The organism is Paenibacillus solani (assembly GCF_001277345.1).
Taxonomy (GTDB): Bacteria; Bacillota; Bacilli; order Paenibacillales; family Paenibacillaceae; genus Paenibacillus_AQ; species Paenibacillus_AQ solani.
The window spans coordinates 1-20,560 of the sequence record NZ_LIUT01000001.1 but is presented as its reverse complement, the minus strand read 5'-3'; the positions used below and the strand labels follow the sequence as shown (position 1 = coordinate 20,560).

Here is a 20,560-nt window from a genome sequence, read left to right as displayed (position 1 = left end):
ACACCGGGCACTCGCCCCCTTAACAGAGGCTTGCCCGGTGTTGTGTGTGCTTTGCGCACATATGCGCCATCATTATTGAATCGTATGAAGCGGCTTAAGATTTGCTTCAATCTGTTCCCGCTTCGGCTCCAGGAACGGCGGCAGCGCAAGAGACTCACCCAGATGCTCGATATGCTCATCCGTGTCAAAGCCCGGTCCATCAGTCGCTACTTCGAACAAAATACCGTTAGGCTCCCTGAAGTACAGGGAACGGAAGTAAAAACGGTCAACATATCCCGAATTCGAAAAGCCCACATCGCTAATCCGGCTGATCCAAGAACGAAGCTCCTCTTCATCTTCTACGCGAAATGCAACGTGGTGAACGCCACCGCGACCCAGCCGCTCCTGCGGAAGATCCGTTCGTACCTCCACATGCACTTCTGCTCCCGTCCCGCCTTCACCTGTCTCAAAGACAAGAATATCCAGCTGGCCTTCTACAAACGAGGCATACTGCCCTTTGTAACGGAAACCCATCAGCTCTGTTAAAACCTTCACCGTCTGCACGGGATCAGGTACCGTCAGCTGCACAGGACCTAGACCAATGATGGCGTATTCCGCCGGAACCGGTCCTTTTTCCCATGGGATGCCCCCAGCAACTCCCTCATTATGTTCATCCGAAACAAGTATGATCCGCTGGCCTTCAAAATCCCGGAACAGCAGCGTCAAACGGCCGGCACGCTCCTTGATCTCCTCACGCTCTACGCCATGCTCATCCAGCCGCTCTACCCAATATTCTAAAGCGCGGTCACTAGGTACACGAAGCGATGTTGCCGAAATGCTGTTATTGCCCTCCCGGGTCTGTCCCGCCATTGGAATCTCGAAGAAGGTCAGCTCCGTACCGGGATTTCCTTTTTCATCACCATAAAACAGATGGTAGACCGAAACATCGTCCTGGTTTACCGTCTTTTTGACCAATCGCATACCAAGCACCTTTGTATAAAAATCAAAGTTCCGCGAAGCCGAAGCCGTTAAGGCGGATACGTGGTGGATTCCTTTAAATTTCATGACCTCAACCTCCATTAATTTGATAATATCTATCGCCAATAACTTATATTTTTAGTTTAGTATTCAACTAGCTCGTCGTCAAGTCTTAGTATTAAGATATTTAAAATAAAAATAACAGATCCATTTCTTCCAGGCTAAAAACCCGAAAAAAATGGATCTGTTATTCATTCCCTGCTATGACGGACCCTATTCTCAGCAGAATGTCCCATAGATATACCAAGGGAACTCCCCCACATTTAAGCTTTAGTTATCGCTTCTTCGCGATATTCGGATGGTGTTTTCCCTGTGATCTTCTTGAACACCTGTGTAAAATATCGAGGATCCTGATACCCTACCAGCGGTGCTACCTGGTATACCTTCACATCCGTATTCAGCAAAATACCCTTGGCCTTCTGGATCCGGCACTCCGTCAGATACTCCAAAAAGGTATATCCCGTTGCTCCTTTAAACAAGGTGCAGAAATGACTGATGCTCAAATCGGCCAGCTCCGATACCTCTTCAATGCTAAGATCCTTCTGGTAATTCTCCGCAATGTACTCCTTCGCTTTATTCATCACAGCCTGTATATTGTCCTTGGACTGCCCTGATCGACTCTCGGCAATCCACCTGCTGAAATGATTCTTAAGCACAGCCATCAGCTGTTGAAGGGTATCAGAAGCATGAAGCTCCTGCAGCAATTCCTCCAGGGACCACTCAAACAGCACCTTCATATGCTCGAACTGTCGATACAAGACGACGCTCATCTCCAGCAGTACCCGCTCGGTCATCTCCTTGTTAAATCCATGCTCCTCAATATAAGCTTTGGTCTCGTCAAAAAGCTCGAGCAACCGCTCCTTGTGAAGCGTGCGGATGCTCTCCACCATTAATGACTCCAGATGCTTCGGATACTTCGCTTCACTCGCAGTTTCCATGACGGCCTCCGGCGCTCCGAGGAACACGCCCTCTTCTCCCGAATAGAACCGCTGGTATAACGCACGGACGGCCACTTCGTAAGCTGTGCCCAAGCGGTCAATCCCGGCCATGCTGGAACTGAAACCAACCGAACAGGAGAGCTTTGTGTTCTGCTTGATTAATTGCACTAATTCCCGGCCGATCTGCTCTTGCCGCTCCTGCGACAGACTTGGAAACAAGAGGACCCATTCCCCGCTGCGGAAAGGGAATACGGTGAGTCCGCCATGCTGCAAAGACCACTCCTCCAGAACATTCCGCACAGCGAACAGCCACAATCGCTTCTCATCCATGCTCCATAACTCATTAAGCCGCAAGTAATGGTCCAATTGAATGACCGCCATCGTGTATTCATGCTTCAGCTCGCTGTCTTCCAGCCACTGCATATGCTGCAAGGGACTTCGGTTTCCCTCTATAAATTCCGTTAGCATCCGCTCCCGGGCCAGCAGCGACAGTACCTTGATCGAATGCAGCATTTGGTCATCGGCAATCTGCTTCTCCAGCGTTCTGGCCGCCTTGGCAATCGTTTCAGACAGCTCATCGTGATCAATGGGCTTCAGCAAGTAATCGAAAGCACCTTCGCGCAGCGCCTCCCTTGCGTATTCGAATTCACCATACCCGCTAATGAAAATGATGATTCGCCGCGCCTGATCCGCCTTCAGCTCCTTCATGAGCGTAATGCCATCCATGCCCGGCATCCGAATATCGCTGATGATCATATGCGGCGATAGTTCACGCGCCAGCTTCAGAGCGCTGTCCCCGGTTTTGGCTTCCCCTACGACCTCCAGTTCCAGCTCATCCCAAGGTATGGCTGCCCTCAGACTGCGCAGAATAATCGGTTCATCATCAACCAGCATGACTCTGAATTTTCCTTCCGCTCCGCCCATGACGTTCCCCCTTGTCTCTTCTGGTTACTCCGGCACCGTATTTCGCCTCAGCTGCCAATCTTGCACCGAGGATTTCTGAATTTGCTCCAGAGCGTCGGCAGCTTGCGTACGCCCTCCAATCATATCCTCGATCACCTTAAGGAATAAACGGTTTACCTCGGGTGACAGCTTGTTGTCATAAGGCAAAAAGGTGCTGCTCGATGCCTCCATCAATTCCGTGACCTGGGCAAACACCGGCCCCGTTTTGTTTGAGTCATAGGCAATCTTCATCGAAGGCACGCGCAGTCCTTCATACACCAACCTTGTTTGCACTTCCGGAGTATAAAACATGCCCAACAGTTCCAAAGCTGCTTGCCTCTTCGGTTCATCCAAATCCGAAGACAGCCCGATGCCAATCGTATATCCGCCTGCCAAGGATCGTTCTTCTCCGGGCAGAAGGGACGGGAATGGAATAACGCCGACCTCGCTTTGAAAATCAGGATGGTCCTCATTTCGGAACAGCGTAATATCCCAGCTGCCGTTCAGATACATCGCTGCCTTCCCTTCGGTAAACTGCGCTATCGCTTCTTCCGTGGACAGACTGTTGGCGTTCGGACTAAAGGCCCCTACGCTGATCCATGTCTCCAGCTGTTCAAATGCTTCCAAATAGGGCTCATTCACAAAGCTGACCTGATCATCTCCTTCAACCAGCTGGTCAATCAGCTCAGGCCCGGCATACCGATCCATGAAATAATGCGCAAATATGCCCGCTGGCCAGCGGTCTTCATTTCCCAGCGCAAAGGGAATGATATCGTTCGCTTGCAGAACGCTAATAACTTCATTCATCTCCTGCAGCGTCGTCGGAGGGTTAAGGTTCAACTGCCGGAATATAGCCCGGTTATAATAAATGGGCTCCGCATGTCCCTCGAATGGCAGACCGTAGATCCGATTGTCGAAAGTCCAGTGATGCAGATCCTTGAATTGTTCACGCAAACTGGTCTCCTGCAAAAAATCCGTCAAATCCATCAGCCGGTTGGATCTGGCATAGGGCATAATCTCGGCTCCGCCGAACAGCACAAACATATCCGGCGGCGTGCCGGTGACCATCTCGCTCTTCAGCTTCTGCTCCCGATGAATTGTCTGATCGATGCTCTCGAAATTTACTTTTATATTCGGATGTTCTTTCTCAAAGCTGCGAACAACGCTCTCAAATATAGCCAGCACGGGTCGGTCATGCTCCTTGTTCCAAAAATGCCGAAAAGTCAGCGTAATTTTCTCCGGCTGTTTCTCCTCAATCGGTTCCTGATTCTGCACCGTCACCCACACGACAGCTAGCGCCAACAGCGCCGTATAGCCGACTATCCATCCCCAGTTCCAAAACCATCTCACGCTGCAGCCCTCCTGTCATGTCAGTATTTTCGGTATTCGGATTCGTATCAGAGAGCCGTAACCGATTGAGGAGCAGATCATCAGACCGTAACGACTGCCAAACCGGATCCGCAGCCGCTCATGCACATTTTTCAGACCGACCCCGTTCTCCCGATACTTCTTCAGTTGTCCCGGGTCCGTAGTCCACAGCTTCATCAGCGTCTCGGGATCAAAACCCGGACCATTATCCTCGACATCAATCACAATATCCTCGCCGTCTTCGGAGACTCTGATCGAGATTAAGCCACTTTCCTCCATCGGCTCAATCCCGTGATATAAAGCGTTCTCAACGATCGGCTGGACAATCAGCTTCTGCGTAACGTAATGCTTAAGTGCAGGCGGAAGCTCAATGTCATAATTGAATTTCTCTTCAAACCGGAACTTCTGAATTCGCATATAATGCTGGACATGCTCCAGCTCCATGCTGAGCGGTATCAGCTCATGGTGCTCGCTGATGCTGATGCGCAGCAATTTACCAAGAGAGACCACCATCTTGCTGATATCTTTGTTTCCCTGAAGAACGGCCATTGAATTAATCGATTCCAGTGAGTTGTATATAAAGTGCGGGTTAATCTGGGCAACCAGCGCCTGCATCTCCGCTTCCTTTTTGCGTGCTTGTTCTGTCTCGACCTGTCCGATCAGCTCCTGAATCTGCGTACTCATCCGATTAAATCCGTCAATCAACAGATCCGTCTCATCCTCCGCCACTCTATGGGAGGGAATCGGAACGAAGATCCCCTGCTTCACGCGCTTCATCCCGTTTACAGCGCTGATGATGCTCCGCACCATTCTGCGCACAAAAAAACGGTCGAACAGGAACGCCGACACGAGCGAGATCAATCCCATAATCAAGGCCAGATTACGAATGGGGACCGACTCAGCTGAGATGAGTTTGCTTGGTGTGATGGCGACCAGAAACCATTCTTTATTATGAGAAGGGGAATACGTAATCAGCGATTTTTCATTTGCATATTGATCGACATAATAGCCTTTTCCATTCGTGTAATCATCCGAGAGAAACGGGAATGCCGTCTGCTCCCCGATATGTCCGCCTGACTTGCTGAACACGATATGTCCCTGTTTGTTAACGAGCAAGATATCTCCCTGTTTAAGCGTTGCCGCCTCCCAGAACACCTGATCAAGCAGATCCGACTTTACGTAGATTACGAAGGTTCCGATATCCTCCAGCGTATAGTAATCCTTTATCACTCGGGATTGAATCAACACAGGAGAACCGGAGGCCGCAGAGCCGTTCTCGCCGGGTCCGACCCATACAGGGCGTCCCTCTGCCTTCTCCACCGCTTCGAACCAATCCTGCCTTTTCAGCTCCTGAAGCTCCATTTCACCATTCGTATGATAAAGCAATTGATCATTCGAATAAAAAGCAAACGATGCAATCATCGGATGATTGATTAAATTGTTGATCTCCTGCCGCTGCTCGTAGGTTACCGCGTATTCCGGCTGCTTCAGCATCTGCTGAATCCATTTCTGAGTAATTGCCGAGTTCGAAATCGTCGTGATTTCATTCAAGGCGAACTTTAGTTTGCGATCGGTTTCCAAAAGCGAAATCCAGTAAAAATCATTCGACTTCTTCTCCATCGCTTCCGAAAAGCTATAATAGGAAACCCCGCCCAGCGCAATAACGGGAATGAAAACCAGAAGAATAATAGCGAGCAATATTTTTCGGCGGAGTTTCATGAAGCCTTCCTCCCTCCACTCTACTATGTCTATTATTCTTCATGACCGTCCGCATTCCTTGTCGACTTTTACCTTGCTTGCTAACTTTTTATGGCGCCAGATGTCAGTCCTGCGATGACCCATCGGCTGAACAATAAAAATACGATGAGAAGTGGCAGCGTCGCCGTGAAGGTGGCCGACATGATCATTCCGAAATCCAGGCCGTCTTTATTGGTGAACAACTGCTGCAGTGCAATTTGAATGGTGTAATTTTCTCTGTTTTTCAGTACGACGAGCGGCCAGAAGAAATCATTCCACACATTCATGAAATTCAGAATGCCTAGCGTTGCCATCGCCGGTGTTACCACAGGTATGGCTATGTTCCAGAAGATCCGGAAATGTCCTCCTCCATCAATCCGCCCCGCTTCGATCAGCTCGGTGTGAACAGCGGAAGCAATGTATTGGCGCATCCAGAAGATGCCGAAAGCATTAACCATAGCCGGCACGATCAGTGCTTTGTAGCTGTCAATCCAGTGCAGTTTGGCCATGATAACGTACTGTGGAAGCACGCCCAGCTGGGCAGGCACAAGCATTGTAGCAATAACAAAAACAAACAGTGTCTTTTTCAAAGGAAACTCATATTTGGCAAAAGCGTAACCCGCCAGCGTACAGAGGAATACAACGGACAATGTAACGGCTGTAGACACAACGACGGAGTTCATCAATGCCCTGAAAAAATCCGTTCGCTCCAGGACGCGTGAGAAGTTATCCAGAAACTCCGTTCCAGGCGTAAGGAGCGGCGGAATATGAAATGCAGCATCCTTGTCATTCGTAGCGACGACAAACATCCAATAAAATGGGAAGATCGAGACTAGCGCGCCAAGGATCATGAATAGATAAAAGAAGAATTTTGCGACTATACCGGGTTCATCCGGTTTTTTCCGGCTTATGGCGACTGTGCTCATGCTTTACTACCTCCCGTGCCTTTGCCTTCGCGGCCGAGCATCATATTCAATACCGAGAACAGAATGGTGGCGATAAACAAGAGGACCGCCGTGGCCGCAGCCGTACCGAAGAATCCATTCTTAAAGGCTTCATTATACAAATAAGTGACCATCGTTACTCCTTCCTGGCGAGTCGAGCCCGTGCCGGACTGACCGAGGAATACGTAAGGCTCCGTGAACAATTGAAGTGCGCCGATCGTCGACACCAAGGTAACGAACAGAATGAATGGCCGAAGAAGCGGAAGCGTGATATAGAGCAGCTGCTGGCCCCGGGTGGCGCCGTCGATTTTGGCAGCTTCATAGATATCAGTTGGAATGCTCTGCAGACCGGACAGAAAAATAATCGCATTATAGCCCATCCACCGCCACATAACCATGGACGAGATCGCAATTTTGACACCCCACCAGCCGGAGTTAAACGGCACGCTTTCAGCGCCGAAGGTGTTCAGCATCCAGTTAACCATCCCGTTGTTGCCAAACATCGTGCTGAATACCAGCGTCACGGCAACGATGGAAGTGATGTTCGGCATGAAATATAGAATACGGAACGTATTCTTGAATCTGTTCAAGGCCGAATTGAGCATAACCGCAACAAATAAGGCCACAATCAGCTGCGGCACGGTTCCCATCAAAGCCATGATGAGTGTATTGCTAAAAGCAATCCAGAAGGTCGGGTCGCTTGTAATCAGCTCGTAGTTCTTGAAGCCGACGTATTTCATCGGTCCAAGTGCGTCCCATTTGAAGAAAGACAAATAGATGGTAAAAATAATCGGATACAGTCCAAAAATTGCAAACAAGATGAAGAATGGCGAGATAAACGTATAAGCCGTAAATCGGCTTCGCACCGTCTCCGTCAACCAGCGCCGTTTTGTCGGTACCGATTGCGGTGACTCTGTTGTAGCTGAAGCTGTGTCTGCCATGAAGGCACCTCCAGGTAGGTAAGGATAAATCCAAATCCGAGCGGAGAGAATATCCTCTCTACTCGGATTCGGATGAATTATGGACGATTTATGGGATAAATGTGCTAGTCAGAAATGTTTCTTATTCCTAGCTGCGATCAACCAGTGTCTTGATTTGTTTCATTGCGCTTTCCCATTCTTTTTGCGGGTCAGCTTTTTTCTCTAACACATTTTTGAGTGCGTTCTTAATAATGGTGTCAGTTTGGTCATGAAGCGGTCCGTAGTAAACCGGCTTGATGCGTTCCGCCGATTTGGCATATGCTTCGGAAATGACCTGGCCGCCAAAGAATTCATCCTTCTCCTCTGTAAATGAAGGCTCGCTGTAAACCGCCGGGATGGACGGGAACAAGCCGCTGTCCTTAAACGATTTCAGCTGGTTATCTTTGTTCAGCACCCAAGAGATGAATTCGAAGGCTTCCTTGGAATGCTTGCCTTCCTTCGGCAGGGTCAGGAACGAGCCGCCCCAGTTTCCTGCTCCCTCAGGAAGCTGTGCAATCTGCCATTTACCCGCAGTGTCCTTGGCATTACGAATCGTACCGGCAATCCAAGCAGGGCCGAGCATGACGCCAAAGTCTCCATCATTAATCGCTTTCTGCCATTCAGGAGACCACAGAATCCAGTTGCCGATCCAGCCTTCCTGAATACCTTTTACCGTAAAGTCATAGGCTTTCCTTACTTGCGGGTTCGTATCTCCGATAAAAGAGCCATCCTCTTTGTTGAAGTAGATTTGATCCGGGGATTGGTCACGCACCCCGTTGTATACCAGGTCCGTTAAGTCGGCGAACGGTTTTCCTGTTTTGCTCGTGAAATCCTTCCCTACGCTGGCGAATTTGTCCCAAGAGTCAATCGCTGCGCTAAACCCGTCCGGATCTGTTGGCAGTCCGGCTTGCTCAGCCAGATCCGTGCGGTAGTATACAACCGTAGGGCCGATGTCTGTCGGCAGACCGAGTTGGAAGGAGCCGTCAACCGATGTAGCCTGCTTCCATTTCCACTCCAGGTAGTTGCTTTCCAAGTCTTTGGCGCCGAGATCGTACAGATTGTAGAATTTATCCTGATTGTTGATATAGCGCTCCATAAAGGCGATTTCCAATTGGAAAATGTCAGGAGCACCGGACCCTGCGGACAATGCTGTCGTCAGATTGTTGTGATGTGCGGTTTGGTCTGACGTATTCTGGAACTTGAACGTGATGTTTGGATGCTCTTTTGTGTATTCCTTCGCCAGATCCTCATAGTTGGTTGTTCCCAGCGACCAGAAGGAGAGCTCAATTTTCTCTGTGGACACTGTTCCTTCTTTGGTATTATCTGTTCCTTCGCTGCTGCTGCCTCCCCCAGGAGATTCAGCTGTACTGCTTCCGTTACCGCCTCCGCCTCCACATGCGGCTAGCGTAAACACCATGATGATACTCAGGAGCAGCAAGCTCCATGACTTAAACCTTTTCATTGTTCTACCCCTCTTCCATGGAACGTATTTTTCTTCTTTAGTCTAATGAAAGCGGCACCAAATTTTGAGGAGGTAAACTTTCGAATTTGAGTTGAATTTATTACGATTCGGGCTTGTCTATCCAAAAATCGCAGCACAAAAAAACCGCATCGAATGTCGATAGCGGTCTTATAATTAATTAGAAAATCATATCGTCCATTTGATGATGGAACCCGCGTAGGTCATGCCCCCGCCAAATCCGTAAAGCAGTGCGTGGTCTCCTGCCTTCAGCTGTCCTTCATCTACCGCCAACTGAAGTGCAAGCGGAATGGAGGCTGCCGAGGTATTGCCCCGGTACTCGACGCTGGTTAAGGTGCGGTCCATGGTGAATGGCCCCCGCTCGTTAATCGCCTCGATCATGCGAAGATTGGCGCTGTGCGGCACAAACCAATCCACTTCGTCGGCGGTCATATCCCCTTTGGATAGAAGCGTACGGACACCGTCTGGAATGTTCCGAATGGCCCACTTATAAATTTCACGGCCATTTTGCACAAGACAGCCGCTCTTTAATTCCGTTCCGTCCATTTGTTCGGAGAGCGCTGTTTTATACAGATGAATACCGCCTTCACCAAAGGTACCGGATACAGATGCTATGACACTAGGTGAATTTTCATCCTTCTCCAACAACACCGCACCAGCGCCATCCCCAAACAACACGCATGTCGTCCGGTCGGTGTAATCCGTAATCTTCGATAACGTTTCTGCGCCGATCACCAGAATCTTACGGTAAGCTCCCCCGGATATTAATCCGTCAGCCATCTGAAGCGCATATACAAATCCCGCACAGGCGGCGTTCAGATCCAGCGCACCTGTACTTACAATGCCCAACTTCGATTGAACCCGGGAGGCTGTACTGGGAAAAGAATACTCCGGCGTGCTTGTTGCCACTAGAATCATATCGGCATCCTGCACGGTAACTCCATACCGATCCACCATATCCTCTACGGCCTTTATGGCTAGATCCGACACATACTCATGCGGGGCAGCAATCCGGCGTTCCCTCATGCCTGTCCGCTGCACAATCCACTCATCACTCGTCTCAACCATTTTCTCCAAATCGGCATTGGTTAATATCCGTTCAGGAACATAGGTCCCGATTGCCGTTATTCTTGACTTTGATTGGCTCATCATTCCCACCTCCAAGTTTACATCTATTATATCACCAAGTACTAGTACTTGGTACTAATTTTTATTTATATATGTTCATTACAGCCTTCACCAACTTCGCCTATATCTAAACACATAGCTGCGAGTCCGCATAAAAAACCTTTACCGCTGAAGCGATAAAGGTTCACTAATTACGACTAGAAATATACTTCTTCACCAGCCGATAAGGAATAAATATGATGGTGAGGACTCGTTGCTTCCGCTGCCAGACAGGCTTGTAACTGGTCCGTTTCTTCTTTCTCTGCATGGACGAGTACCGTATGCCGAGCTGGAACGCCGGTTATCATCTGACGCACGTCTGCCAGGCCTTGATGTACCTTATACCTGATCTTCGTAACAGCGCAGGCACCGTATGATGCAGGATGCTCCAGGAGACGATGTCCAAAGGTCCCTTGGGAAACATGGCCTGTGAGCAGGATCAGATTCCGGGTATCACCAGACAGCTGGCGATAGTACCACTGGGCAAGATTTGACTGCATCATCCCATCGGTTACGAACCAAAGCGATGCCCCGTGCTTTTGGAGTAAGGACTCACGTTCCGCCTCACTAGCAGGCACGTTCCAATGGTTCCGGCTCAGTAATAACTCTAACTGCTCTCTCAATCTCTGTTCAGACACCTGACCGCGAAGCCATTCCGAACGTTTGAGCAGTCGCTTCAGCCCTTGAATCAACGGCGCTTCAATCACAATTGGCACATCCACCCAATTCCTATATGCCCACAGGATCATTTCCTGCCCTCGGCCGGAGGCCGGCACAGGTATCAGCACCTTACCGCCGGTTTGCAACGTACTCTCAATCTTTTGTTCCAATTGCTCTAGCTTATCGGCCTGTGAATTTGTGTCGGTCCCATAAGCCGCATCTACTATAGCCAGATCAAGCAGCATGGAAGAGGGCTTATTCACCAATGCAGGGCTGTCATCCTCAAGCAGCAGCGATTCGGATGTGTAGTCGCCTGAATAGAAGATCCTTTTTCCTTCAGCTTGTACCAAAAACCAGACAGCACCCACCATATGGCCGCTTCGCCCCCACATGACCTCTACACCAGGAAGTGCTTCAAACCATGTTAATTTCTCAGCCTCTTCCTCCAGATATCGGTAGCGGATCGCCAGTTGATCCTCCTCCCTGTAAGGGAGCTCTGCGCCTGCCCTTGCGGTAAACTCTCCCCAGGAGGCAAAGTAGGCAGTTAACTGCGCTGCCGTATCTCGGGTTGTCCATACTTCTCCTTGGTAGCCAAGCCGGTACAGGAGCGGAATGGCTACCGAGTGATCCTCGTGGGCATGCGACAGAAACACAGCATCCAGCTTCGGCACCTGTTCTTGCTGGATCATCGGATAGTCTCCCGATCCTTCCTTCTTAACGCCGCAATCCAGGAGCAAATGAACCTGGCTGCCGCTTAATAAATAGGCGGAGCGGCCATGCTCGCCCGCACCGCCCCACACTGTCAGTTTCATCATGATGCATTCCACTTTCTTTTAGAATTCATAGCTTCGACCAGCAGTAACAGCAGCACCGTCATACCGACAGAGACGACGGCCATCGCCATCCCGAGAGATACCTGTCCCTGCTCAAACTGGGCAAAAATATAGGTAGCCGATGTCTGCATCGATGGCGGCAGAATGAGAAGTGATCCGACCAGCTCCCGTGAAGCAATCGTGAAGGTCATGATCCATCCTGCCAGCATGCCGGGCATAATCAGTGGCAGCAGAATCCGCCGCAGTATAAGCAGCGGACCGCCTCCAAATACCTGTCCCGCTTGAAACAAAGTGCCGTCAATCTGCGTGAAACTGGCTTTCACATATTGCACCGTGTACGGGAGGAACAGTACGACGTACGTCAGCACCACCATCCCATAGGTATTGTAGAGTGTAACCGGCATCCACGGAGCATTCCAGAGCAGGATCAAACCGACCACGATCACAATGCCGGGAACCGTATTCGGCAAGAGACTCAACAGATCGATAACCCGCTGCATCCGGCCCTGGGATTTGCCGATCACCAGGGCAAAACCGGTACCGAGCAGAACGGCAACGGTAGATGCCGCAAGCGACAGGCCCAGACTGTTACCAAGTGCCTTCTGGCTGACCGATCCCCAGGACAGCAGTTCCTTATAATGATCAAGCGTCAGATTATCCAAGGATAATCCGGCTCCCCGGAGCTTCATCAACGATGCCACAATGACGGAAAAGTAAGGAATACCGACAGACAATATTAGCAGCAAACCGATGTATAGAGCGCAGAGCGCACCTTTGCTTCCGCGCAGCGAATATCTTTTGGAGCGTTGCCCTTTGCCGCCCACAAGACGGTAGGTAAACTTCCGACTGATCGTAGACTGCATGTACCACATCACCAGACATACCGATAGCAGGACCGATGCGAGCGAGGTCGCTTTACCGAAATCGATGGGCCAGCTTGAAATATATTTATGGATTTCCGAGGTCATGACATAATAGCCGATACGGCGACCGAATGTTGCCGGAGTTCCGAATTCCGCAATCGTTTTGACGAACACCAGCATCGCGCCCATGCCATAAGAGGATAACAGCAGCGGCAGTATGATTTTTCTAAACCGGTAACCCGCGCTTGCCCCATGAACTGCGCCAGCCTCCTCCAGATTACCGCCGATCCGGATCAGCGCATCCCGCAGCAGAAGATAGAGAAACGGAAACAAATGCAGACTCATGATCAGCACCATGCCGCCGAAGCTGAAGAAGGAATCGCTCCATTTCGCTGCTCCCGGCAGCCACTGCTGCAAATATCCGCCCTTTTGCATAAACAGAATCCAGCCCATCGAACCGATATACGGCGGGGTCATGAACGGAATCATCAGAATCACATCCACCCATCGATGCTGTCCCAGCCGGGTTTTGGCCATCATCCAGGCGAGCGGCAGCGCGAGTATTGTTGATCCTGCTACCACGCATACCCCTAACCAGATGGATTGCAGCAAAACACCGGACAGCTCATGACCCGCTATCGTTCGTAGTGGCGCCAGCCAGTCGAAGTGCTGATCCGGGTATACACTTTGCCAGAAAATAAGCAACAGCGGTACACCGATGCTTATTATAAGAAGAAAAAGGGCGAGAATAACGCCCATTTTCCGTATTAATCGCTGACTGTCCATGATGACAGGTCTCACTTTTCGGTTCACCTCACATTGCCTTCCTGTACTTCACTCTTATGCAATTACTTGAATACTTCGGAAAAACGTGCCGCCGTCTCATCCCCGTGTTCGTTCATCCAAGCCCAATCCACTTTAAACACCGGGATATCCTTCAGATTGGTCCGACCTTCAGCCTCCACATCCTCACGGCCAGGAATCAGATAGGCATCCGCCACCAGCTTCTGTGCTTCGTCAGACAGCAAATAGTCGATGAAAGCCTTGGCATTATCTACGTTCGGACTGGATTTCAAAATTGCAGCCGGTCTCGGACTTACAACGGTTCCTTCCTCCGGATATACAATATCAAGCGGCTCACCCTTGGCTTTAGCTGAATACGCCATATAATCCACGCCTGCGGCAACCAAACTCTTGGCACCGGTAATCACCGGGTCCAGCGCTTCCTGATTCGCTCCTGCCATGGCAGTCCCATTGGCTTTATAATCCTCGAACAGCTTCCAGCCTGTTTCACCCTTCACACTCAAATAACCCGTGATAAAATCTAGCGCCGATCCCGACAGCGTCGGATCCGGAATATTAACGGCATCCTTCCACTCCGGCAGACCTAAGTCCGCCCAGCTTTGAGGCGGCGCTGAGACCAGATTCGTATTGTATACAATTCCGAGCGCTGATGCGCTTGTGCTGAAATAGTTTCCTTCCGCATCGGACCAATCCTTATTCAGCTTGTCCGCATTGGCAGCTTCCGGATAAGGCAGTGTCAGACCGTCCGCCTTCAGCGCCTGAGCGGAAGGCAGAGATGCAAGAATGACGACATCCGCTACCGGATTCGATTTCTCCGCTTCCATCCGCGCCAAAATTTTGCCTGTCGTGCCTTGGAACATTTCTACTTTCACTCCGGTCTTTGCTTCAAAACCGCTCACGATATTATCAGCAAGCTTTTGTGGGCCTGCGCTGTAAAGAACGAGCTTACCTCCGGCCTGCGTACTTCCGGATGCAGATGCCTTACCTGTATCCTGTGCCGGCTTAGCAGCCGAATCCCCACTTGGCGCATTGCCGCATCCAAACAGACTTAGGCTCATGACAGATGCCAACAACAGCACCGCGCTTTTTTTCCGTAACTTCCATTGACTCATTTCTCCCCAGCTCCTCTTCATCTTAGCCTGCAGCAGCAGGCGTGCGTTTTGCTGTATTTTGATGCATGCTCTTGTTCGTATCATGACTCGTTGCTTCACCCATCCGACAGACCCTCTGTGGAGACACGTACAGATTCACACGTTCTCCGACAGGCACTCTTTTGTTCAGATATGCGGTCCACTCGTCCATTCCATCCACTTGTAAGCGAATTTCGTATCGCTCGCCTACATAGCTCACGCTTAGCACCGTTGCCTGATAGCACATATCCTCCGTGCTTGTCCTGCTCCAGGTCACATGCTCCGGTCTCACCATGGCGTGATCCACCGTCAGCCAATTGGACTTGCCAATAAACGAAGCCACAAAGGGATAACTTGGTGTTTCATATATCATCTCCGGGGTTCCACGCTGCAGGACTTCTCCCTTTCGCATGACCACAATTTCATCCGACATCGACATGGCTTCCACCTGATCATGTGTGACATAGAGAGCAGTCAGCCCCATATCCTTCACAAGTGACATCATTTCGATCCGCATTTCCTCCCTAAGCACGGCATCCAGCGCACTCAGAGGCTCATCGAACAGTACCAGTGCCGGACGGATGGCTACGGCTCTGGCAAATGCAACCCGCTGCTGTTGTCCACCGGACAGCTGATGCGGATACCGATCCTCCATCCCCTCCAAACGGACCATGGCCAGCGCTTCGGTTACTTTTTTTCTGAGATCCGCCTTAAGCTTGGCTGCTTTTAATCCAAACGCTACATTTTCGTATACCGTCATATGCGGCCAGAGGGCAAAATCCTGAAATACCATCCCGAAATTGCGTTTATGCGACGGCACATCGATTCTCTGGTTCTTGGAATAGATACACCGGTCTTCCGCATGGATTTCCCCTTCATCCGGCTGTTCCAGCCCGGCGATCATTCTTAGCAGTGTCGTTTTGCCGCAGCCAGACGGCCCGAGCAATGTGGTGAATTGACCATGACGGAGTTTTAAATCAGTAGGAAGTAAAGCGGGTGTACCCTGAAATGATTTTTGAATGCCCCTGATTTCTATATCCACTTCGATCCCAACCTGTCTTCTTAAGCTATTTCCATTGTAGGGCTGGCGTTTAAGCGGTGTATTAGAGGAATGTAAACGCAGAATTAACTTTTTGTTTGAATTCTGTTGATACTCATAGATTAAATCTATATAGAGAGCATTAATGAGGAATAATTAAAGGAGAGATATACGCATGAATCTGATGAAACTGCAAATTGTGGAACTGATCGACCGCCACCATCATATGACCAGCGTGGCAGACATACTTGGCATTAAGCAGCCCACGGTTACTTTTCATATGAAGTCACTGGAAGAAGAACTGCAAGTCCGGCTGTTCGAGTCCCGAAGCGGAAAAACTTTTCTTACCGAGGCTGGACAAGCTCTGCTGCATTATGCGGTGAAAATAAACGCGCTTGCCAAGGAATCAGAGCGAGTCGTCCGCGAATACGACAGCTTATGCCGGGGAACGCTGCACATTGGAGCCAGTTATGTCCCTGCCACCTATCTGCTACCCGTAATATTGAATGCTTTTGCCCGAGAGTTTCCCGGCATACGGATCTCCTTATCGGTCAAGCCTTCGCCGGTTATCCGCGACATGCTAGCGCGGCACCAGATTGATCTGGGCATTATTTCTTCCGCACCCTTTACGGGTCCCAGTCTCCAGGCCGAGTCCTTATGCGAAGATGACCTGATCCTAATATGTTCGCCTGACCATCCGCTGGCAAAATCGGATTCACTGCAGCCTGAGCAGATAGTACGAACTCCCTTTGCCTTGCATGGTACCGAATCCAGCACAAGGCAGCTGACTGACCAGTGGCTTGCACAGCATGGTCTGCATATGAGGAGCCCGGTAGAGCTGGACTCGCTGGAAGCAATCAAGCAGCTGGTATTGTTGGGGGACCATATTTCTTTTATATCGCGAATGGCGGTACAGCGGGAGCTGCAGCAAGGCTTACTGCACGTTTTGATTATTCCCGGCCACCAGGCATCCCGGCATATATACTGCGTCCATAATAAGGACCGTCTTCCTTCCGTGCAAATTCAGCGTTTTCAGGAGGTTTTGCGTGAGAGAAGCAATCAACTGAAGCTAGCTATGTGGGAATAGGTGAGGTTTTTCTGGTTCCAATCAGATGGATTAACAAAAAATGTATAATACCATTCAATAATTCTATAAACATTTGATATAATCGCACTCCCCCGTTAACAACTCACAATTATTCAGCGTTTAAAGTAAGCGGTGTACCTAAATCCAGCTTATGGGAGTGATTGTGTTGAGAAAATGGAAACAGCTGACGTTGTCTTTCATGGTAGGTTTCACGGCTCTAGGAAGTGGATTTACCGGACTCCAGGAAGCAGAGGTTTCGGCCGCCGCCAATGCCGTGCCTTCGTATGAAGTGAAATTCCTTGCCAAACCGGAAACTGTGCTGGAATCGGGCGGAAGCCTGCGGAGCGAAGTCATCCAAGCATTTGGAATAGCTTCTGCCCCTCAGGCAATCGGTGTAGCTTATTTTGACACAGACCAGTTGGAGCTAAATGCCGAGGGATGGGATGTTCGTTTTCGTAAAAAAGAGGACAAGGATAACTACGAGCTTACTTATAAGAAACGCTATCCCATCGTAAATGGAGACATTAACGCCGCGCTCAGCTTGGCTAACCAGGAGGGCTTTGATGCTTCGGATGACAATTACGAGGCCGAGATTGATTGGGGCTATGGCAAACAAACACTTAGCTTCTCCAATACCAAGAAGATCAGCACATCTACTGCTGGTACAGCGCTCCCATCCGAACAAGATGCTTTAGCAATGCTATTGGACAAGCTCCCAGGGAAACTAAAGAAATGGACCTCTCCAAATTGGGGTCAGCAAAAGCTTTCACAGTCCCGCATCCATGGACCTCTGACCTTCTTGCGCTATGAGGGCTCTTGGAATGGTCAGAAATTAAGCCTCGAAGTTTGGCCGATCCGCACTGCAGACGGCGCAGGAACCGAGGATCTGATCGAAATCTCTTTTAAAACGTCTGATGGCTTGGTTGCTTCCCAGCTTCGATCAGATCTAATGGACACCCTGGAGTCTAACGATTGGCTGCTTCCTACGGACGGCTTGAAGACGCAGCTGATCTTGGACAGATATTAAGATAGAGAAAAGCTATTGAGGTAAACAAAAGAAGGGCGTCCACTAGTGGGACGTCCTTCTTTCTGATGCTCATTATTTTTTTATTAACGCCCATATGTTTGTAAAAATATAGGTTTTATTGAATTAATTAAGAGGTTATGATAGAAACATCTTCACTCATTACATTTATAGAAAGTCGGTGTCTTCTTGAAATTCAAAAAAATGCTTTTACCATTCCCCTTATTTCTCCTGGTTTTCATTCTGGGTATTTTATTAGCTCTCTTATTTCCTTCTACCGGAAAAGCAGTTTACTTTGTACTCGTTCCTCTTTGTCTCTTTCTTTTCACTATATTTATACATGAATTTGGACATTTTATAGTAGGTGTTGCAAAAGGACTAAAACCGATAGAAATGAATGTTGGCCCGTTGCGTCTGCTCTTCATGAAGCGTTCCCTTCAAGTTCTCCCTAATAATAACTGGCAGTATTTTGGTGGAACAATGCATTTTTCTGCGAGCAATTCAGATTATAAGGGTATGGCTCGCAAATGGTCTTGGATGGCTCTAGGAGGCCCCGCTGCAAGTTTATTTACTGCCCTGCTCATCCTCTTACTTTTTAGTTCCTCTCCTTTATGGATGGATACACTTTTATTGATGAACCTGGGTATTGGTATCGCTACATTGATTCCCTCGACCAACGGATCATTTCATTCTGATGGGAAACTTTTTTGGATCCTACGCAAAGAATCTACTCGTGCAAATCTAATGATGGCTGCTGTTATTTTACAAAAAGATTATTCTTCAAAACTTATTCCTTCAGAATGGAACCCTGAAGTGATTAAAGCTTTCGCCCATATGCTGTATAGCGCAACAGAACGAACACCGGAACAACTCCTCGAAGAGTCGGAACTACGAATGTACCTCTATTATCACTTTGCCGATCAAGAACAAATGGATCAAGCTATAAAATACATCCAACCCCTAGCTCGATTAGGAAATACTTCTGGTCCGCTTACACCAATCCGTATCATGATCGATAGTTTCTATGCTTGTCACTTTTTCTTGCAACCTTCATCTGACGCTCAGTCTCGCACAGAAGCCGAAACACTTGTACAATCGTTGCCTAATAAAGAACCCTACAGTTACCACAAAGCTTGGGCCGCCATGCTGTCCACACAAGGCAAAATGAAAGAAGCGGCAGAGCACCTGTCTCAAGCTCAATTACTATTAGAAAAATGGTATAAACCAATTGGTACCTATCAAGTCGAAAAGAAGATATTATCTCAAATTGAAAAACGTTTAAATTCCTAACCGACCGCTATAAACCAACATAAAAAGCCTTCCCAAAGGAAGGCTTTAATAATGGTGTGAAAAACCGGACTCGAACCGCACCGTAGTGAAAATATGTATGGAGCGGACGACGGGAATCGAACCCGCGACCCTCGCCTTGGCAAGGCGATGCTCTACCGCTGAGCCACGTCCGCAAAAATCCCCAACACTATGTATATTCTTGTAAAATGGAGCGATCGATGGGACTTGAACCCACGAATGCCGCAGCCACAATCCGGTGCGTTAACCCCTTAGCCACGACCGCCATATCTACAATTAATTTAGATGGTGCCGTCGAGAGGAATTGAACCCCCAACCTACTGATTACAAGTCAGTTGCTCTACCAATTGAGCTACAACGGCTTATTCATGTAGTTATAAACAATATTTCTAATATGTAATAAATAATTGGTTGCGGGGACAGGATTTGAACCTGCGACCTTCGGGTTATGAGCCCGACGAGCTACCGAACTGCTCCACCCCGCGTCATTAAAAGGGTTACTTGTATGGAGTCTCCGAAAAGTAATCGGAATTTTCTGCGAAGCATGAGCTTCACTTTTTGGGGATGAATTATGGTGGAGGCTAACGGGATCGAACCGCTGACCCTCTGCTTGTAAGGCAGATGCTCTCCCAGCTGAGCTAAGCCTCCATACATGGTGCGCGTAGAGGGACTTGAACCCCCACGTCAAAGACGCTAGATCCTAAGTCTAGTGCGTCTGCCAATTCCGCCATACGCGCGCATTCATTAAAAATTCTGGTGACCCGTAGGGAATACTCTCACTTCGTTCGAGACTGCGAAGCCTAAGCTTACGAAGTTGATGCTCCGACGAACCGTGGTGGTTCTCATCCCCTGAAGCATTTAAAGTAAGTGGTGACCCGTAGGGGATACTCTCACTTCGTTCGAGACTGCGAAGCCTGCGCTTACGAAGTTATCCTCCGACGAACCGGCGGGGTTCTCATCCCCTGATGTTAAAGTAAATAGTGGTGACCCGTAGGGGATTCGAACCCCTGTTACCTCCGTGAAAGGGAGGTGTCTTAACCCCTTGACCAACGGGCCTTATTCAAAAATATATAAAGTCCGAGTGAGCATCCGCATGCAGTCAGCCCGCTCGGACGTTTTTTTGCAATCATTCACTTATACAAGTAGATGACAGGCAAAAAAAATACCACTTTCAAAGTGGTTTTCCGCTTGGCGACGTCCTACTCTCCCGGGACCCTGCGGTCCAAGTACCATCGGCGCTGGAAGGCTTAACGGTCGTGT

16 protein-coding genes and 6 tRNA genes are annotated in these 20,560 nt (G+C 49.3%); 3 read left to right on the top strand and 19 right to left on the bottom strand.

All coding sequences use genetic code 11. The features are described from left to right. Nucleotides 1-72: 72 nt before the first annotated feature. The 12 genes from AM231_RS00110 to AM231_RS00055 all read right to left on the bottom strand — a co-directional run bounded on the left by AM231_RS00110 (nucleotide 73) and on the right by AM231_RS00055 (nucleotide 15,884). Nucleotides 73-1,044, bottom strand: coding sequence for a ring-cleaving dioxygenase (locus AM231_RS00110; RefSeq protein WP_054400767.1), 972 nt, complete (start codon nucleotides 1,042-1,044; stop codon nucleotides 73-75). 236 nt (nucleotides 1,045-1,280) lie between these two features. After that, nucleotides 1,281-2,879: a response regulator gene (locus AM231_RS00105; protein WP_054400766.1), complete on the bottom strand. Its 1,599-nt coding sequence runs from the start codon at nucleotides 2,877-2,879 to the stop codon at nucleotides 1,281-1,283. Between the two features lie 24 nt (nucleotides 2,880-2,903). Further along, nucleotides 2,904-4,247, bottom strand: coding sequence for an ABC transporter substrate-binding protein (locus AM231_RS00100; protein ID WP_054400765.1), 1,344 nt, complete (start codon nucleotides 4,245-4,247; stop codon nucleotides 2,904-2,906). 15 nt (nucleotides 4,248-4,262) lie between these two features. Then, complete coding sequence (locus AM231_RS00095) at nucleotides 4,263-5,984, bottom strand: sensor histidine kinase (RefSeq protein WP_054400764.1); 1,722 nt, start codon at nucleotides 5,982-5,984, stop codon at nucleotides 4,263-4,265. An 80-nt stretch (nucleotides 5,985-6,064) separates the two neighbouring features. Continuing rightward, nucleotides 6,065-6,928 carry a carbohydrate ABC transporter permease gene (locus tag AM231_RS00090; protein WP_054400763.1) on the bottom strand — a complete coding sequence of 288 codons (864 nt, stop codon included), beginning with the start codon at nucleotides 6,926-6,928 and terminating at the stop codon, nucleotides 6,065-6,067. Continuing rightward, nucleotides 6,925-7,887: a carbohydrate ABC transporter permease gene (locus AM231_RS00085; protein WP_054400762.1), complete on the bottom strand. Its 963-nt coding sequence runs from the start codon at nucleotides 7,885-7,887 to the stop codon at nucleotides 6,925-6,927. Before AM231_RS00085 ends, AM231_RS00090 begins: the two co-directional genes overlap by 4 nt. A 127-nt stretch (nucleotides 7,888-8,014) precedes the next feature. Further along, nucleotides 8,015-9,367 carry an ABC transporter substrate-binding protein gene (locus tag AM231_RS00080; protein WP_054400761.1) on the bottom strand — a complete coding sequence of 451 codons (1,353 nt, stop codon included), beginning with the start codon at nucleotides 9,365-9,367 and terminating at the stop codon, nucleotides 8,015-8,017. 186 nt (nucleotides 9,368-9,553) lie between these two features. Then, a complete protein-coding gene (locus tag AM231_RS00075) occupies nucleotides 9,554-10,534 on the bottom strand; it encodes a ketoacyl-ACP synthase III (RefSeq protein WP_207383589.1) in 981 nt (326 codons plus the stop codon). Nucleotides 10,535-10,710: 176 nt separating this feature from the next. Then, the gene (locus AM231_RS00070; RefSeq protein ID WP_054400759.1) at nucleotides 10,711-12,027 is read right to left on the bottom strand and encodes an MBL fold metallo-hydrolase; all 1,317 of its coding nucleotides are present in this window, start codon (nucleotides 12,025-12,027) and stop codon (nucleotides 10,711-10,713) included. Then, on the bottom strand, nucleotides 12,024-13,667 hold the full coding sequence (locus tag AM231_RS00065; RefSeq protein WP_207383588.1) for an ABC transporter permease: 1,644 nt from the start codon (nucleotides 13,665-13,667) through the stop codon (nucleotides 12,024-12,026). The genes AM231_RS00070 and AM231_RS00065 overlap by 4 nt, the downstream gene beginning before the upstream one ends. A gap of 89 nt (nucleotides 13,668-13,756) precedes the next feature. Continuing rightward, nucleotides 13,757-14,824: an ABC transporter substrate-binding protein gene (locus AM231_RS00060; protein WP_054400758.1), complete on the bottom strand. Its 1,068-nt coding sequence runs from the start codon at nucleotides 14,822-14,824 to the stop codon at nucleotides 13,757-13,759. Between the two features lie 22 nt (nucleotides 14,825-14,846). After that, complete coding sequence (locus AM231_RS00055) at nucleotides 14,847-15,884, bottom strand: ABC transporter ATP-binding protein (protein ID WP_054400757.1); 1,038 nt, start codon at nucleotides 15,882-15,884, stop codon at nucleotides 14,847-14,849. Nucleotides 15,885-16,056: 172 nt separating this feature from the next. Between AM231_RS00055 and AM231_RS00050 the strand changes: the two genes are divergently transcribed. From AM231_RS00050 to AM231_RS00040, 3 genes are all read left to right on the top strand, one after another. After that, nucleotides 16,057-16,968: a LysR family transcriptional regulator gene (locus AM231_RS00050; RefSeq protein WP_207383513.1), complete on the top strand. Its 912-nt coding sequence runs from the start codon at nucleotides 16,057-16,059 to the stop codon at nucleotides 16,966-16,968. Between the two features lie 163 nt (nucleotides 16,969-17,131). Continuing rightward, nucleotides 17,132-17,995, top strand: a complete 864-nt coding sequence (locus AM231_RS00045; protein WP_423212897.1) for a hypothetical protein — start codon at nucleotides 17,132-17,134, stop codon at nucleotides 17,993-17,995. A 186-nt stretch (nucleotides 17,996-18,181) separates the two neighbouring features. After that, entirely contained in the window at nucleotides 18,182-19,282 is a 1,101-nt protein-coding gene (locus AM231_RS00040; protein WP_054400754.1) for a site-2 protease family protein, read from the top strand. Nucleotides 19,283-19,380: 98 nt separating this feature from the next. Here AM231_RS00040 and AM231_RS00035 read toward each other — a convergent pair. From AM231_RS00035 to AM231_RS00005, 7 genes are all read right to left on the bottom strand, one after another. Further along, nucleotides 19,381-19,455 (bottom strand) — tRNA-Gly (locus AM231_RS00035). A 14-nt stretch (nucleotides 19,456-19,469) separates the two neighbouring features. Beyond that, nucleotides 19,470-19,616 (bottom strand): hypothetical protein, encoded by a 147-nt coding sequence (locus AM231_RS29350; RefSeq protein ID WP_207383512.1) that lies wholly within the window; start codon nucleotides 19,614-19,616, stop codon nucleotides 19,470-19,472. Further along, nucleotides 19,587-19,662: transfer RNA gene (locus AM231_RS00025), tRNA-Thr, on the bottom strand. Before AM231_RS00025 ends, AM231_RS29350 begins: the two co-directional genes overlap by 30 nt. 46 nt (nucleotides 19,663-19,708) lie before the next feature. After that, a tRNA-Met gene (locus AM231_RS00020) sits at nucleotides 19,709-19,785 on the bottom strand. An 87-nt stretch (nucleotides 19,786-19,872) separates the two neighbouring features. Beyond that, nucleotides 19,873-19,948 (bottom strand) — tRNA-Val (locus AM231_RS00015). Between the two features lie 5 nt (nucleotides 19,949-19,953). Further along, a tRNA-Leu gene (locus tag AM231_RS00010) sits at nucleotides 19,954-20,037 on the bottom strand. Between the two features lie 244 nt (nucleotides 20,038-20,281). After that, a tRNA-Glu gene (locus AM231_RS00005) sits at nucleotides 20,282-20,356 on the bottom strand. Nucleotides 20,357-20,560 lie beyond the last annotated feature (204 nt).

Bases quoted from the DNA above. Each gene is read 5' to 3' on its own strand.
- AM231_RS00065 (WP_207383588.1), bottom strand. From the start codon at position 13,667: ATGGGCGTTATTCTCGCCCTTTTTCTTCTTATAATAAGCATCGGTGTA.
- AM231_RS00060 (WP_054400758.1), bottom strand. From the start codon at position 14,824: ATGAGTCAATGGAAGTTACGGAAAAAAAGCGCGGTGCTGTTGTTGGCA.
- AM231_RS00050 (WP_207383513.1), top strand. From the start codon at position 16,057: ATGAATCTGATGAAACTGCAAATTGTGGAACTGATCGACCGCCACCAT.
- AM231_RS00070 (WP_054400759.1), bottom strand. From the start codon at position 12,027: ATGATGAAACTGACAGTGTGGGGCGGTGCGGGCGAGCATGGCCGCTCC.
- AM231_RS00095 (WP_054400764.1), bottom strand. From the start codon at position 5,984: ATGAAACTCCGCCGAAAAATATTGCTCGCTATTATTCTTCTGGTTTTC.
- AM231_RS00075 (WP_207383589.1), bottom strand. From the start codon at position 10,534: ATGAGCCAATCAAAGTCAAGAATAACGGCAATCGGGACCTATGTTCCT.
- AM231_RS00090 (WP_054400763.1), bottom strand. From the start codon at position 6,928: ATGAGCACAGTCGCCATAAGCCGGAAAAAACCGGATGAACCCGGTATA.
- AM231_RS00085 (WP_054400762.1), bottom strand. From the start codon at position 7,887: ATGGCAGACACAGCTTCAGCTACAACAGAGTCACCGCAATCGGTACCG.
- AM231_RS00105 (WP_054400766.1), bottom strand. From the start codon at position 2,879: ATGGGCGGAGCGGAAGGAAAATTCAGAGTCATGCTGGTTGATGATGAA.
- AM231_RS00080 (WP_054400761.1), bottom strand. From the start codon at position 9,367: ATGAAAAGGTTTAAGTCATGGAGCTTGCTGCTCCTGAGTATCATCATG.
- AM231_RS00110 (WP_054400767.1), bottom strand. From the start codon at position 1,044: ATGAAATTTAAAGGAATCCACCACGTATCCGCCTTAACGGCTTCGGCT.